The organism is Acidibrevibacterium sp. (assembly GCF_049965395.1).
GTDB lineage: Bacteria > Pseudomonadota > Alphaproteobacteria > Acetobacterales > Acetobacteraceae > Acidibrevibacterium > Acidibrevibacterium fodinaquatile.
Genome location: NZ_JBMFWJ010000027.1, coordinates 1 through 14,261 on the forward strand (window position 1 = coordinate 1; position 14,261 = coordinate 14,261).

At 67.3% G+C, this 14,261-nt stretch carries 13 protein-coding genes, 1 other RNA gene and 1 riboswitch; of the genes, 7 read left to right on the top strand and 7 right to left on the bottom strand.

Annotated features, from left to right (window positions below; genetic code table 11):
- Positions 1–1,287: efflux RND transporter permease subunit (locus ACP5M5_RS09400; protein ID WP_427936871.1), on the top strand; the 1,287-nt coding region annotated here is incomplete at its 5' end.
- 22 nt (positions 1,288–1,309) lie between these two features.
- On the opposite strand, the gene ACP5M5_RS09405 is transcribed toward ACP5M5_RS09400, so the two are convergent.
- Positions 1,310–2,932, bottom strand: coding sequence for an acyl-CoA synthetase (locus ACP5M5_RS09405; RefSeq protein ID WP_427936873.1), 1,623 nt, complete (start codon positions 2,930–2,932; stop codon positions 1,310–1,312).
- 128 nt (positions 2,933–3,060) lie between these two features.
- On the opposite strand from ACP5M5_RS09405, the gene denD reads away from it, so the two are divergent.
- Entirely contained in the window at positions 3,061–4,050 is a 990-nt protein-coding gene (gene denD, locus ACP5M5_RS09410; protein WP_427936874.1) for a D-erythronate dehydrogenase, read from the top strand.
- 26 nt (positions 4,051–4,076) lie between these two features.
- Here denD and ACP5M5_RS09415 read toward each other — a convergent pair whose 3' ends face one another.
- The 6 genes from ACP5M5_RS09415 to ACP5M5_RS09440 all read right to left on the bottom strand — a co-directional run bounded on the left by ACP5M5_RS09415 (position 4,077) and on the right by ACP5M5_RS09440 (position 10,431).
- On the bottom strand, positions 4,077–4,850 hold the full coding sequence (locus ACP5M5_RS09415; protein WP_427936875.1) for a thiazole synthase: 774 nt from the start codon (positions 4,848–4,850) through the stop codon (positions 4,077–4,079).
- A gap of 2 nt (positions 4,851–4,852) precedes the next feature.
- Positions 4,853–5,071: a sulfur carrier protein ThiS gene (gene thiS, locus ACP5M5_RS09420; RefSeq protein ID WP_114913492.1), complete on the bottom strand. Its 219-nt coding sequence runs from the start codon at positions 5,069–5,071 to the stop codon at positions 4,853–4,855.
- A 2-nt stretch (positions 5,072–5,073) separates the two neighbouring features.
- Positions 5,074–6,228, bottom strand: coding sequence for a glycine oxidase ThiO (gene thiO, locus ACP5M5_RS09425; RefSeq protein WP_427936878.1), 1,155 nt, complete (start codon positions 6,226–6,228; stop codon positions 5,074–5,076).
- Positions 6,225–8,048 (bottom strand): phosphomethylpyrimidine synthase ThiC, encoded by a 1,824-nt coding sequence (thiC, locus tag ACP5M5_RS09430; RefSeq protein ID WP_427936879.1) that lies wholly within the window; start codon positions 8,046–8,048, stop codon positions 6,225–6,227. The genes thiO and thiC overlap by 4 nt, the downstream gene beginning before the upstream one ends.
- 45 nt (positions 8,049–8,093) lie before the next feature.
- Positions 8,094–8,216, bottom strand: a riboswitch (TPP riboswitch).
- A 67-nt stretch (positions 8,217–8,283) separates the two neighbouring features.
- Positions 8,284–9,426, bottom strand: a complete 1,143-nt coding sequence (locus tag ACP5M5_RS09435) for a M20/M25/M40 family metallo-hydrolase (protein WP_427936880.1) — start codon at positions 9,424–9,426, stop codon at positions 8,284–8,286.
- Positions 9,427–9,438: 12 nt separating this feature from the next.
- On the bottom strand, positions 9,439–10,431 hold the full coding sequence (locus ACP5M5_RS09440) for an MDR family oxidoreductase (RefSeq protein ID WP_427936881.1): 993 nt from the start codon (positions 10,429–10,431) through the stop codon (positions 9,439–9,441).
- 136 nt (positions 10,432–10,567) lie between these two features.
- Between ACP5M5_RS09440 and ffs the strand changes: the two genes are divergently transcribed.
- From ffs to ACP5M5_RS09465, 5 genes are all read left to right on the top strand, one after another.
- An RNA gene (gene ffs, locus ACP5M5_RS09445) (signal recognition particle sRNA small type) lies at positions 10,568–10,665 on the top strand.
- 50 nt (positions 10,666–10,715) lie between these two features.
- Positions 10,716–12,512 (top strand): DNA polymerase III subunit gamma/tau, encoded by a 1,797-nt coding sequence (locus tag ACP5M5_RS09450; RefSeq protein ID WP_427936883.1) that lies wholly within the window; start codon positions 10,716–10,718, stop codon positions 12,510–12,512.
- Entirely contained in the window at positions 12,509–12,832 is a 324-nt protein-coding gene (locus tag ACP5M5_RS09455; protein WP_427936885.1) for a YbaB/EbfC family nucleoid-associated protein, read from the top strand. The genes ACP5M5_RS09450 and ACP5M5_RS09455 overlap by 4 nt, the downstream gene beginning before the upstream one ends.
- 180 nt (positions 12,833–13,012) lie before the next feature.
- The gene (recR, locus tag ACP5M5_RS09460) at positions 13,013–13,615 is read left to right on the top strand and encodes a recombination mediator RecR (protein WP_427936887.1); all 603 of its coding nucleotides are present in this window, start codon (positions 13,013–13,015) and stop codon (positions 13,613–13,615) included.
- Between the two features lie 14 nt (positions 13,616–13,629).
- A complete protein-coding gene (locus ACP5M5_RS09465; RefSeq protein WP_427936905.1) occupies positions 13,630–14,121 on the top strand; it encodes a L,D-transpeptidase family protein in 492 nt (163 codons plus the stop codon).
- Positions 14,122–14,261: the final 140 nt, after the last annotated feature.

Sequence of the window (14,261 nt, forward strand, 5' to 3'; positions counted from 1 at the left end):
CATCACGGCCCGACCGCCGATTATGTCGCCTATTTGCGGCGCCAATTGCCGCTGCATTTTCCGGGCACGACGTTTTATTTCATGCCCGCTGACATGAACACGCAGATCCTCAATTTCGGCCGCCCATCGCCGATCGATATCCAGGTCACCGGCCCCGATCTCGACGACGATTACCGCTTCGCCTTGCGGCTCTATCGCGACCTGGTGCGGGTGCCTGGCCTGGTCGATACCCATCTCGCGCAGCCCTTCAATTATCCGACGTTTCAGGTCGATGTCGATCGCAGCTATGCGATGCTGGTCGGCCTGACCGAGGCCGATGTCACCAATTCGATGTTGACCTCGCTTTATTCCAACATGCAGGTCAGCCCGAGTTTTTATCTCGACTACAAAACCGGTATCACCTATTTCCTGGTCGGCCAGACGCCGCAATATCGCATCAGTAGCATCAACGATCTCATGAACATGCCGATCTCAAAGCCCGGCACGTTCAAAACATCGAGTAAAACCGTGCAGATTCTCGGCGCGCTCGCCTCGATCAAAGCCCTCGGCCGGCCCGGGCTGGTCTCGCACTACAATGTTCAGCCGATGGAAGAGATTTTTGCCTCCGTGCAAGGGCGTGATCTCGGCGGCGTGTCGCGCGATATTTATCGCGTCATCGCCGCCAACATGAGATACCGCCCGCCGGGTGTCGCGGTTGCGGTGCGCGGGCAGGTGGATACCATGAACACCGCCTATGCCCAGCTCTTTGCCGGCCTGATCGGCTCGGTGGTGCTGATCTATCTCTTGCTCGTCGTCAATTTTCAGTCCTGGCTCGATCCCTTCATCATCATCACCGCGCTGCCGGCGGCGATCGCCGGCATCGTCTGGATGTTGTTTATGACGGGGACCCCGCTTTCGGTGCCAGCGCTGACGGGCGCGATCATGTGCATGGGGGTCGCGACCGCCAACTCGATTCTGGTGGTGGCGTTTGCCCGCGAGCAGTTGGCGGAGGGGATGAACTCCACACAAGCGGCGCTCGAAGCCGGCTTCGTGCGGCTGCGCCCGGTCTTGATGACGGCCTCGGCGATGGTCATCGGCATGATCCCGATGTCGCTCGGGCTTGGCGATGGCGGCGAACAAAACGCCCCGCTCGGCCGCGCTGTTGTCGGCGGCCTGCTGTTTGCCACCGTCTCCACCCTGCTCTTCGTCCCCACCGTCTTTGCAATCCTCCACCGCAAAGACAATGCCAACGCGCCAACCCCGGAAGGGCCGCGCGGGGCAGACGAACCCGCGCCGGAGGAAACCTAATCAGCGAAAGCGCTGATCGCAGTTACATCTCCTTGGCGCGTTCGCGAAGGACGAATTTCTGCGTCTTCCCGGTTGAGGTTTTTGGCAGCGGCCCGAACACGACATGGCGCGGCGCCTTGAAATGGGCGAGGTGGGCGCGGCAGAAGGCGATGATTTCCGCTTCGGTCACGGTGGCGTCGGGCTTGAGGGTGACGAAGGCACACGGCGTCTCGCCCCATGTCTCATCAGGTTTCGCGACCACTGCCGCATCCAGCACCGCAGGGTGGCGATGCAGCACCGATTCGATCTCGATCGTGGAAATATTCTCGCCGCCCGAAATGATGATGTCTTTCGAGCGGTCCTTGAGTTCGATATAGCCGTCCGCGTGCCAGACGCCGAGATCACCGGTATGGAACCAGCCGCCGGCGAAAGCCTCCTCGGTCGCTTTCGGGTTCTTGAAATAGCCTTTCATCACGATATTGCCGCGCATGAATACCTCGCCCATCGCCGCGCCATCTTTCGCGACCGGCGCGAGGGTTGCGGGATCGGCGACCATGACCGCCTCGAACACCGGATAAGGCACGCCCTGGCGCGCCTTCATCCGCGCTTGTTCGGCGGGCGGCAGATCGGCCCAGGCCTCCTGCCAGGCGCACACCGTCACCGGGCCATAGACCTCGGTAAGGCCATAGACATGGGTGATCGTGAAGCCGAGCCGCTCCATCCCCTCGATAACAGCGGCCGGCGGCGGCGCCGCCGCCGTCATCATCGCGATCCGGCGGCCGCCGAAATCACGCCGCTCGGCCGCGGGGGCGTGCAGCAGAAGATTCATCACGATCGGCGCGCCGCAAAGATGGGTGACGCCGGCATCGGCGATGGCATCATACATCGCCCGCGCCTCGACGCGGCGCAAGCAGACGTGGGTTCCGGCCAGCGCCGTCACCGTCCATGGAAAACACCAGCCGTTGCAATGAAACATCGGCAAGGTCCAGAGATAGACGGGATGCTGCGCCATCCCCCAGGTGACGATATTGCCGAGCGCATTGAGATAGGCGCCACGATGGTGATAGACGACGCCCTTGGGGTTGCCGGTGGTGCCGGAAGTGTAATTGAGGCTGATCGCGTCCCATTCATCGTCGGGCAGCGTATGGGCGAATGCGGGATCGCCCGCGGCGAGGAAGGCCTCATAGTCGATCGCACCGATCCGCGGCCCGCCATCGCCATCGACGATATCGATGACCAGCGGCCTCGCATGCGCCGGCAGCAGCGCGATCGCGGCTTCGATGGTCGTGGCGTATTCGACATCGGCGAGCAGTATTTTCGCCTCGCTATGGGCGAGAATGAAGGCGATGGTGGCGGCGTCGAGGCGCGTGTTGATGGCGTTCAAGACCGCGCCCGCGAGCGGCACACCAAAATGCGCCTCAAAGAGAGCCGGGATATTGGGCGCCATCACCGCAACGACATCGCCCCGCCCGATCCCGCGCGCGGCGAGCGAGGAGGCGAAGCGCGCGCAACGCGCCGCGGTTTCCGCCCAGGTGAAACGCCGCTTTCCATGCACGACGGCGAGACGATCCGGATAGACCGCGGCGGTGCGGGCAAGAAAGCTGAGCGGTGACAGCGGCACGTAATTGGCGGCGTTTTTCGCCAGCGCGAAATCGGTTGCGGACATCGCCTGCCTCCCTCGGTTTCACCGCCATCATAGCGCCGACGGCGTCGGCCGCGAAGACGAAGGATTGACGCCGGCGCGCGTCGCGGCCACTGATGCCGGGCAGGCGATGACAGGGGAGGAGAGCCGCGATGCATGTTCTGATCACTGGCGCCGGGGGGATGATCGGGCGCAAGCTCGCCCTGCGGCTCGCGCACGAGAAAATCCTCGCCGGGCGCGAGATTGCGCGGCTTTCGCTCACCGATATCATGATGCCGGAAAAGCCCGCCGGGTTCGCCGGCGCGATCGACGCCTGGGCCGCCGATCTCGCCCTTTCCGGCGCCGCCGAGGCCGCCATCGCCAAGCGGCCCGATGTCATCTTCCATCTCGCCGCCATCGTCTCGGGCGAGGCGGAAGCGGATTTCGACAAGGGCTATCGCGTCAATCTCGATGGCACGCGGGCATTGTTCGAAGCGATCCGGGCAGAGGGACAAAAATCCCCCTATTCGCCGCGCGTCGTCTTCACCTCCTCGATCGCGGTGTTCGGGGCACCGTTTCCCGACCCAATTCCGGATGATTTCTTCACCACGCCGCTGACCAGTTATGGGACGCAAAAAGCGATCGGCGAATTGCTGCTTGCGGATTATTCACGCCGCGGCATTTTCGATGGCATCGGCATTCGGCTTCCCACCATCTGCATCCGCCCGGGCAAGCCGAACAAGGCGGCCTCGGGCTTTTTCTCCGGCATTTTGCGTGAGCCACTGGTCGGGATGGAGGCGGTTCTGCCGGTCTCGGACGAGGTGCGCCATTGGCATGCCAGCCCGCGCGCCGCGGTCTCGTTCCTGATCCATGCGGCAACGATCGATCTCGCGCCGCTCGGGGCACGGCGCAATCTTTCCATGCCGGGGCTTTCAGCGACGGTCGGCGAGCAGATCGCGGCCCTCGGCCGGGTCGCCGGAGAGAAAGCCGTGCGCCTGATCCGCCGTGAGCCCGATCCCGCCATCGCCGCGATCGTCGCCGGCTGGCCAACGCGCTTTGACCCCAAACGCGCGCTCGCCCTCGGCTTTCGCGCCGAAACGAGCTTTGATGACATCATCCGCATCCATATCGAAGACGAACTCGGCGGCATGATCCCGCGCTAGAGCGGGAGGGCCACAGATGCCTCCGCTCAGCCGCCGCCGACGAGGCCGAGCTGCGGGCTCGAGGGCTCGGCCTGGGTGCGTTTTGGGATGCGCCCGGCGCGATGGGCGCAATAGCCCGCCTCGACCGCAAGCCGCATGGCGCGCGCCATGCGCGGCGGGTCTTCGGCGCCGGCGACGGCGCTGTTGAGCAGCACGCCGGCGCAGCCAAGTTCCATCGCCTGCGCCGCATCGGAGGCGGTGCCGATGCCGGCATCGAGAATGACCGGCACCGGGCAGGTCACAACGATTCGGGCGATGGCGTAGGGGTTGATGATGCCAAGCCCGGTGCCAATCGGCGACCCGAGCGGCATGACGGCGGCGGCGCCGAGATCGGCGAGCTTGCGGCAGCTTACCGGATCGTCGTTGGCATAGGGAAGAACGGTGAAGCCGGCGCGGACCAGCTCGTCGGTCGCCTTGAGCAGCAATTCGATATCGGGATATTGCGTCTCGCGGTCGCCGATCAGCTCGAGTTTCACCCAGTCCGTTCCCAGGGCTTCCCGGCCCAATTCAGCGGTCAGGCGCGCGTCGCGCACGCTGGCGCAGCCGGCGGTATTGGGCAGCAGGACATACCCCGCCAGCACATCGATCAGACTCTCGGCATAGGCTTCGAGGCTGATGCGGCGGATCGCCACCGTCACCATCGCCGGCGCGCCCTCACGCAGGGCATCGAGCAGCACTTGCCGGTTGGGATAGCCGCCGCTCCCGAGCAGCAGGCGCGAGGGAAAGATTTTCCCGGCGATGGTCAGGGGGTCGTCATGCATGCTCAGCCTCCGCCGAACGGCCGCACGATTTCGATCTCGTCGCCGGGGTGAAGTTCGACGTCGCCCCAAGCCCGCGCCGGCACGACGGCGCCATTGACCGCGACCGCGGTGCCGCGCGGCACGGTGACACCCTTGGCGGCGAGCAGATCGGCAAGGCGCGCGACCAGCGGCGCCGCCTCGCCATTCACCCGAAGATACGCTTCAGCGGCCGAGCGAGACATGATCACGCGGCGGGCGCCGCCGGCTGGGCGGCGAAGCGGTCGGGAAGGAACGGCGCCATCGCCGGGTCGATCACGCCCTCGATGAGATGGCGGGTGATCAGCTCGGCGGTGATCGGGGCGAGCAGGATGCCGTTGCGGTGATGCCCGGTCGCGAGCACCAGCCCCGCGACCGCCGAGGGGCCGAGGAGCGGCGCGTCATCGCGCGAGCCGGGACGAAAGCCGACCCAGGTTTCGGCGATCGGCAGCTCCTCGATCGCCGGCATCGCCCGCCAGGCGCCTTCGAGCAGCGAGAGAATGCCGCCGGCGGTGAGGCTGGCATCGAACCCGCGCTCCTCGGTGGTCGCGCCGATGATCAGCCGGCCATCGCCGCGCGGCACGAGATAGACCCGCGGTGTCCAGAGGACGTGGCGGAGCAGCGGCGCCGCCGGGTTCATCGTGAGCGCCAGCATCTGCCCCTTGATCGGCCGCACCGCCGGGCGCGCGCAAGCAGGGAGACCAGCCACCGCCGCCGACCAGGCGCCCGCCGCGAGCACCACCCGATCGGCTTCATGCAGCGTCCCATCGCCGCGCCGCACCCCGATCGCCCGGTCATTCTCCACCGCCAGCGCGACCTCGTCTCTTTCATGGAGGCGGCCGCCGGCGGCGAGAAAAGCGGCACGGAGCGCGATCACCACGCGCCGGTTATCGACCTGATGGTCATGCGGGCTGAACACCGCGCCGGCGAGCTGCGGGCCGAGCTGCGGCTCGCGCGCCCGCGCCTCGGCGGCGTTCAGCCATTCAAGTGCCACCCCCTGGCGGCGTTGGAAATCGAAGGAATGGCGCAGCCGGGCGGCGTCATCGCGGGTCAGCGCGATCTCGATCGTGCCCTCCTCGCGCAGACCGACCGCGATCCCGCTCGCGGCTTCCAGGGCTGCGGCGAAAGCCGGCCACAGCGCCTGGCCGTGCCGGGTCAAAGCGCACAGTGCGGCTTCGCCGGGCTCGCTTTCGACGCCGGCGGCGAGCATTCCGGCGGCGGCGAAGCTTGCCCCGCGCCCGGCCTCGCCGCGCTCGAAAATCTCGACGGCGACGCCGGCTTGGGCGAGCCGCCAGCCGATCGCGAGCCCGATGATGCCGCCACCGATGATCGCAACCCGCCCGCTCGTCATCGGCGCGCTCATGCTTTATCCGATGCCGCCGCGGCGGGGACATAGAGCGCGCCGCCCTGGTCGCGGAATTCCTCGCTTTTCGCCGCCATGCCGGAAAGCCGCTCGGCTTCGGCGCGGAGATCCTGGGTGATCCGCATCGAGCAGAATTTCGGCCCGCACATCGAGCAGAAATGCGCGACCTTGTGTGCCTCTTTGGGCAGCGTCTCGTCATGGAAAGCGCGCGCCGTATCGGGGTCGAGCGCGAGATTGAACTGATCCTCCCAGCGGAAATCGAAGCGCGCGCGCGAGACGGCATCGTCGCGCAATTTCGCGCTCGGATGGCCTTTGGCGAGATCGGCGGCGTGGGCGGCGATGCGGTAGGTGATGACACCAGTCTTGACATCGTCGCGATTGGGCAGGCCGAGATGCTCCTTCGGCGTCACGTAGCACAGCATCGCGGTGCCGAACCAGCCGATCATCGCGGCACCGATCGCCGACGTGATGTGGTCATAGCCCGGCGCGATATCGGTGGTGAGCGGGCCGAGGGTATAGAACGGCGCCTCGCCGCAGGCGGCGAGCTGCTTTTCCATATTCACCTTGATCTTGTGCATCGCCACATGGCCGGGCCCCTCGATCATCACCTGGCAGCCTTTGGCCCAGGCGATCTTGGTCAACTCGCCCAAAGTCTCGAGCTCGGCGAACTGTGCCGCGTCGTTGGCGTCGGCGATCGAACCCGGGCGCAGGCCATCGCCGAGCGAGAACGAGACGTCATAGCGGCGCATGATGTCGCAGATCTCGTCGAAATGTTCGTAAAGGAAGCTTTCGCGATGATGCGCGAGGCACCAGCGCGCCATGATCGAGCCGCCGCGCGAGACGATGCCGGTGACACGCCGCGCGGTCAGCGGCACAAAGGCGAGACGCACCCCGGCATGGATGGTGAAATAATCGACGCCCTGCTCGGCCTGCTCGATCAGGGTGTCGCGAAACACCTCCCAGGTGAGTTTTTCCGGCTCACCATCGACCTTTTCCAGCGCCTGATAGATCGGCACGGTGCCGATGGGGACAGGCGAATTGCGTAGAATCCAGCCGCGGATATTGTGAATGTTGCGCCCCGTCGAGAGATCCATGACGGTATCGGCGCCCCAGCGGATCGCCCAGACCAGTTTTTCGACTTCTTCGGCGGCGGACGAGGTGACGGCGGAATTGCCGATATTGGCGTTCACTTTGACCAGGAAATTGCGGCCGATGATCATCGGCTCCAATTCCGGGTGATTGATATTGGCGGGAATGATCGCGCGCCCGGCGGCAATCTCGGCGCGGACGAATTCCGGGGTGACGAATTCCGGGATGGCCGCGCCAAAATCCTCGCCATCGGCACGGCGCTCGGCGGCGCCGGCGAGCGCTTCGGCGCGGCCGAGATTTTCCCGATGCGCGACATAGATCATCTCTTCGGTGATGATCCCGGCGCGGGCGAATTCATATTGCGTGACATGCGGCGCGCCATCGCCGGCATAAAGCACCGGGCGGGCCGGGCAGGGCGGGACCAAACGATCGGCGCCGACGCCGCCATTATCCTCGGGCTTCTCGGCGCGCCCGGCGATCGGCGTCAGCTTGCGTCTCGCGAGCCAGTCAGCGCGGAGCGGCGGCAGCCCGGCCTCGAGGTCGATCTGCGTCGCGGGATCGGTATAGGGGCCGGACGGATCATAGAGCCGTAGCGGCGCCTCATCGCCACCAAGCACGACCTCACGGAACGGCACCGCGAGATCGGGCCGGCCGGGCGGGGCGGAGAAAATTTTTCGCGAGCCGGTAATCGGGCCGGTGGTGACGGTGCTCGGCTTGACTTCGATGGTCATGGCGTCATCCTCTCCCTTGCGCCGGGGGAGGGAAGGTGGCGATGTGACCTGCCAAGCTTCCGTCCCTACGCCGGCATGATCCGGATCAGGTCAACAGGGTCACCGCGGCGCGGCATCCAACCGCCGGCGGAATCTCAGCCCCCTCGCGGGGCTCCCCTCGGAAAGCTGGATCATTGCGCCCCGCGGGGCGCGAGTCAATGACGGTTGCGGCCAGGATCGCCGAACGAAGCGGCATTCATGGGAGGGTCGCGAGCAGCCCGGCCAGCAACCGGCCGCGTGTGGTCAGGCTCGCGATCTCGATATATTCGCCGAGCGTGTGCAGCCCGTCGCCGAGCGCGCCGAGCCCGTCGAGCGAAGGGATGCCGAGGGCTCCGGTAAAATTCGCGTCCGAGCCGCCGCCGGCGCTCTCATGGCCGAGCGTCACGCCGAGCGCCTCGGCGATGCCGCGCGCCGTGCGATAAAGGGCGAGGGTGTTTTCATCCGGCTCCCAGACCGGGCGGGTGACGCCGCGGGTGACGGTGAAGGTCACGCCATCGGCGCTGTCGGAGAGCGCCAGCATGCGCGAGACCGCGTGGTCGAGATCGGCCTGGCGCTTGGCCATGCTGAGCGCCTCGCCGCGGCAGAGGGTCGCGACGCAATTCACCCATTGCCCGCCATGGACGACACCGACGCTGAAGGTGCAATCCTCGTTCGTCATGCTCTCGATCTCGATGAGCTTCTGCGCCATGCGGCGGATCGCCGAGCGCCCTTCCTTGAGCCGCGCGCCGGCATGGCTCGGCCGCCCGACCGCTTCGAGATGAAAACGCGCGATCGCATAGCGGCCGGTGACGACGGCGCCGTCGCGCCGCCCCGGCTCGGGCACCAGGACATAGCGGTGGCGGGCGGCCTCCGCCTCGATCAGGTCGCGGGTGCTCGGGCTCCCCACCTCCTCGTCGCTGGTGAACAACACGGTGACCGGCAGCGTCGTCGCAACGCCGGCCCGGTGTAATTGGCGCAGCGCCTCGAGGGCGAGGAAATTGCCGCCCTTCATGTCGAGAATGCCGGGGCCATAGCAGCGCCCATCGGTCTCGCGCCAGGGGAGTGCGGCAAGGGTGCCAACCGGGTGGACGGTATCAAGATGGCCCATCACCAGGATGCCGGGTTCGCCGGCGCGCGGGTGCGGCAGATGGGCGCGGACGCAATCGCCGAACCCCATCCGCCCCGGGATGCGCTCGATCTGCGCCCCCATCACCGCAAGGTCGCGGCTCGCGAGCGCCATCATGCGATTGACGGCGCTGGCATCGAAGGTCGGCGATTCACACTCGATCCAGGGGCGAAGGCCGGCGAGCATCGCCGCGGTATCGAACGGAAGGCTCGTGGGATCGAAATCGCGGCTCATGCCATCCTCGCGTTATTGCCTGACATTGACGACGGTGCGTCCCCGCACCTGCCCGGCGAGGATCGCCTCGGCGCGGGCCGGGAGATCGCCGAGGCCGATCTCCTCGGTTACCGCGGCAAGGTCGGCCGCCGTCAAGTCTCGCGCCAGTCGCCGCCAGGCCTCCTCGCGCAACGCCAGCGGGCATTGCACGGACTCGATCCCAAGAAGGGCGACCCCGCGCAGGATGAACGGGAACACGCTGGTCGGCAGGTCGGCGCCGCCGGCAAGGCCGCAGGCCGCGACCGCGCCGCCATAAGCGGTCGCCGCCAAGACATTGGCGAGGATGGTGCCGCCGACGCTATCGACGGCACCCTGCCAGCGCTCCGCCTGAAGCGGCTTGCCCGGCGCCTGATAGGCGGCGCGCTCGAGAATGGCGCCAGCCCCCAGGCTTTCGAGGAAATCCCGCTCGCTAGCCCGCCCGGTGAGCGCCGTCACCCGGTAGCCGAGACTCGAGAGCAGGCGAATGGCGATGCTGCCGACCCCGCCGGCCGCGCCCGTCACCAAAACCTCGCCACCCTTGGCGATGCCATGGCGCTCGAGCGCCATGACCGCGAGCATGGCGGTGAAGCCGGCGGTGCCGATCGCCATCGCCTGGCGGGCATCGAGGCCCGCGGGCAAGGCCACCAGCCACTCGCTCTTGACGCGGGCGCGCTCGGCGAACCCGCCTGACCAGTTTTCCCCGACCCCGAAGCCGGTCAGCACCACTTTGTCGCCGGGCCGGAAACGCGGGCTTGCCGACTGGGCGACGGTGCCGGCGAAATCGATCCCGGGAATGATCGGATAATGGCGCAGAATGCGATTGCGCCCGGCCAGCGCCAACCCGTCCTTGTAGTTGAAAGACGAGTATTCGACATCGACGGTGACATCCGCCGCCGGCAGATCGGCATCCGTCAGGGTTGCGAGGGCCACGCTTTGCCGCCCGCCTTCCTCGCGCGCAACCAAGGCGCGAAAGCCACTCCTGTCCATGTCGTTTCTCCCGGCCACCGGCGACACTGCTCGCCGGCGGCGAGTATCCGGGCTCTTATGCGGCGAGGCAAGGCGGCGCTGGCGCTCGCGCCGCGCAGCCCTTGCCGCGGCGGCGGCGCTGGGCGATAAGGGCGCGGGAGGTCGGCGGCGGACGGGCGCCTCGCCAACCCGGTCAGGTCCGGAAGGAAGCAGCCGCAACGAGTTTCCGCCTGGGTCGTTGATCCGGCCTCCCACCGCGAAACCCTGTCAGGGAAGCCGCCGCCGCGGCTCGGCAAACCCCGCTTATGTCCGGCCTGTTCGATGACCCCGGCGCCGACACGACCACGGCGCCACCCCCTGATGAGCCCGGGCTGTTCGGCGAGGCGCTACCCGAGGCCGCGCCGGCAGCCTATCGGGTGCTCGCGCGCAAATACCGCCCGACGCGCTTTGAGGATCTGATCGGCCAGGAAACCATGGTCCGGGTTTTGCGCAATGCGTTCGCGCAAAATCGCGTCGCCCACGCCTTCATGCTGACCGGCGTGCGCGGTGTCGGCAAAACCACGACCGCGCGCATCATCGCCCGCGCCCTCAACTGCACCGGCCCCGACGGCAAAGGCGGCCCGACCGCCGATCCCTGCGGCATCTGCGCCGATTGCCGCGCCATCCTCGCCGACCGCCATCCCGACGTCATGGAAATGGACGCGGCCTCGCGCACCGGCGTCGATGATGTGCGCGAGATCATCGAGGCGACGCGCTTTCGCCCGCTGCAAGCGCGCACCAAGGTCTTCGTCATCGACGAGGTCCACATGCTGTCGCGCAACGCCTTCAACGCGTTGCTCAAAACCCTGGAAGAGCCGCCGCCGCACGTGAAATTCGTCTTTGCCACCACCGAGCTTCGCAAAGTGCCGATCACCGTGCTCTCGCGCTGCCAGCGCTTCGACCTCCGGCGCGTGCCGGCGGCCGATCTTGCTTCGCATTTTGCCCGCATCGTTGGCCTCGAGGGCTTCACCGCCGAGCCCGAGGCGCTGGCGCTGATCGCCCGCGCCGCCGAAGGCTCGGTGCGCGACGGGCTTTCGCTCCTCGATCAGGCGATTGCCGAGGCCCCGGCCGGCGGGCGCGTCAGCGCCGCCAGCGTCGCCGAGATGCTCGGGCTTGCCGATCGCGAGATGGTGTTCGATCTCTTCGAAGCCGTGTTCGCCGGGCGGGTTGCCGAGATGCTCGCGATCACCGCCCGCGCCCATGAATTCGGCGCCGATTTCGCGACCCTGCTGCAGGATCTGCTCGCCCTCGTCCACACCGTGAGCCGGCTCAAGACGATCCCCGCCTTGCGCGAAAGCAGCGAATTCACCGAGGCCGAGCGGGTGCGCGGCACAGCCCTCGCAACCCGGCTTGCGATCCCAGTTCTGGCGCGCGCTTGGCAGATGCTGCTTAAAGGTCTCGCCGAGGTCGAACAGGCGCCGGATGCGCGGGCGGCGGCGGAGATGGTGCTGATCCGGCTCTGCCATGTCGCCGATCTGCCGCCGCCGGGCGAACTTCTCCAGCGCCTCGCGAACGCGCCGGCCGCAACGCCGGGGGCCACGCCACCCGCGCCGCCCACCGGCGGCGGTGGCGGCAATGCCCGCGCCGTGGTTGGTGGTGGCGTGATCGCCGCGCGACTGCCGGGCAGCTTCCGCGAAGCGGTGGCACTGGTCGCCGCGGCGCGTGAGGCGACGCTGCACGCGCAGCTCCTGCACGGCGTCCATCTCGTCCGCTACGCACCGCCGGTGATCGAGCTTCGCCCCGAAGCCGATCTGCCGCGCGACCTCGCCGCCCGCTTCGCCGCCGTGCTCAGTGAGGCGACGGCGCAGCGCTGGACGATCGTGCTTTCGGACGCGCCCGGCGAGCCGACGCTCGCCGAACAAGGGCGCTCAGCGGAGGCGGCGCGGCGCGAGACAGCCACCCGCCATCCGCTGGTGCAAGCCATCCTGACCACCTTCCCCGGCGCCCGCGTCGAAGAGGTGCATACCGCTGGCCTCGACGTCTACGGCCTGCCCGCCGAGGCGCCCGCGCCGGCGCCCGGCGAGGACGACACCGAGACTTTCCCCGAGGAGTTCGACATATGAAAAATCTCGCCGGCCTGATGAAACAGGCCTCGCAAATGCAGCAGAAAATGCAAGACATGCAGGCAAAGCTGGAAGCGATGGACATCGAGGGCGAGTCCGGCGCCGGCATGGTGCGGGTGACGCTGAGCGGCAAAGGCGAGATGAAAGCCCTCAAAATCGACCCTAAACTCGCCGACCCCGCCGAGCTGGAAGTGCTCGAAGACCTCATCATCGCCGCCCACGCTGACGCCAAACGCCGCCTCGAAACCATCACCGCTAACGAAATGCAGGCGCTCACCGGCGGCATCACCCTGCCGCCTGGTATGAAATTGCCGTTTTAGAAGGCAAGAAGAATTGTTCTTTTTTGAAAAAAAGAACCAAAAAACTTTCCCATATTGGGCAGGGCCTGCGACACTGCCCTTCCGCGGAAATTGCCGCTCCGAAAAACCGGGACAAAAGTCTTTTTTCTTCTTTTTCTTCAGAAAAAGAAGATTTTTTCTAAACTCTTCCGGATTCTGATCTTGGGCGGACCTGAGATCGAGCGTTTGATCGCGTTGTTTGGGCGGCTTCCCGGGCTTGGTCCGCGGAGTGCGCGGCGGGCGGCGTTGTGGCTGTTGCGGGAGCCGGAGGCGCGTCTTGTGCCGCTGGCCGCGGCCTTGGCGGCGGCGGGGGCGGCGGTTCGGCAATGTCGGGTGTGCGGCAATCTCGACAGCGTCGATCCTTGCGCGATCTGCGCCGATTCTGGGCGCGAGGCGGGTCTCGTCTGCGTCGTCGAAGGGGTGGGGGATCTCTGGGCGATGGAGCGGGGCGGGGTGTTTCGTGGCCGCTATCATGTGTTGGGCGGGCTGCTTTCGGCGCTCGGCGGAGTCGGGCCGGAGGATTTGCGCCTCGCGCCGCTGCTCGCCCGCCTCGAGGCGGGCGGGATCAGGGAGATCATTCTTGCCTTGCCGGCAACCGTCGAGGGCGCGAGCACGATGCACTGGCTCGCAGATCGGCTTCGCCCGCGCGGGGTCGCGGTGAGCCGCCTCGCGCAAGGGCTGCCGATGGGCGGCACTCTCGAGACCCTCGATGAGGGGACGCTGGCGCAGGCGCTTCGCGCCCGGCGTTACGAGGAGGCGCCGTGAGTGGCGAGCAGGGCATTGCGACGGTCGGGCCGGACGGGGTTTTCCGGTTCGCGAGGCAAAGATATCGCGCGGCGATCGGGCGGGGCGGCGTGCGGGCCGAGAAAGTCGAGGGCGATGGCGCGACACCGGCCGGGTTTTTGCCGCTCCGCCGCGTGCTCTATCGCGCCGATCGCGTCGCGATCCCGCGGAGTGTGGTGCCGCGCGAGCCGATCGCGCCCGAGGATGGCTGGTGCGACGATCCCGCCGACCCCGCCTATAATCGCTTGATCCGCCTGCCCCATCCCGCCCGCCATGAGGAACTTTGGCGCGCTGATGGGCTTTACGACATCATCGGCGTGCTCGGCTGGAACGATGATCCGCCGCGCCCGGGACGCGGCTCGGCGATTTTCCTCCATGTCGCGACCGCCGATTTCGCGCCGACGGCGGGCTGCATCGCGCTCGCCTTGGCTGATTTGCGCGCGGTTCTTGCCGCCGGTCTCCGCGCCGTCGCGGTGTCTGGGGGCTGAGTGGCAAAAGCCCGGCGCGCGAGGCGGCCATGGATCGCGGCAAGCGTCTTTCCCGCGCGGCAAAGCGGCGCGCAGCGCGCCCCGGCGCCGCGCGCTGACCCCGCCGGCGCCGTCGCGGCATTGGCGAAATCGCCGCGATT

Excerpts from the sequence above, each read along its gene's own strand:
- ACP5M5_RS09405 (WP_427936873.1), bottom strand. The coding sequence starts at position 2,932 with ATGTCCGCAACCGATTTCGCGCTGGCGAAAAACGCCGCCAATTACGTG.
- denD (WP_427936874.1), top strand. The coding sequence starts at position 3,061 with ATGCATGTTCTGATCACTGGCGCCGGGGGGATGATCGGGCGCAAGCTC.
- ACP5M5_RS09415 (WP_427936875.1), bottom strand. The coding sequence starts at position 4,850 with ATGCATGACGACCCCCTGACCATCGCCGGGAAAATCTTTCCCTCGCGC.
- thiS (WP_114913492.1), bottom strand. The coding sequence starts at position 5,071 with ATGTCTCGCTCGGCCGCTGAAGCGTATCTTCGGGTGAATGGCGAGGCG.
- thiO (WP_427936878.1), bottom strand. The coding sequence starts at position 6,228 with ATGAGCGCGCCGATGACGAGCGGGCGGGTTGCGATCATCGGTGGCGGC.
- thiC (WP_427936879.1), bottom strand. The coding sequence starts at position 8,048 with ATGACCATCGAAGTCAAGCCGAGCACCGTCACCACCGGCCCGATTACC.
- ACP5M5_RS09435 (WP_427936880.1), bottom strand. The coding sequence starts at position 9,426 with ATGAGCCGCGATTTCGATCCCACGAGCCTTCCGTTCGATACCGCGGCG.
- ACP5M5_RS09440 (WP_427936881.1), bottom strand. The coding sequence starts at position 10,431 with ATGGACAGGAGTGGCTTTCGCGCCTTGGTTGCGCGCGAGGAAGGCGGG.
- ACP5M5_RS09450 (WP_427936883.1), top strand. The coding sequence starts at position 10,716 with ATGTCCGGCCTGTTCGATGACCCCGGCGCCGACACGACCACGGCGCCA.
- ACP5M5_RS09455 (WP_427936885.1), top strand. The coding sequence starts at position 12,509 with ATGAAAAATCTCGCCGGCCTGATGAAACAGGCCTCGCAAATGCAGCAG.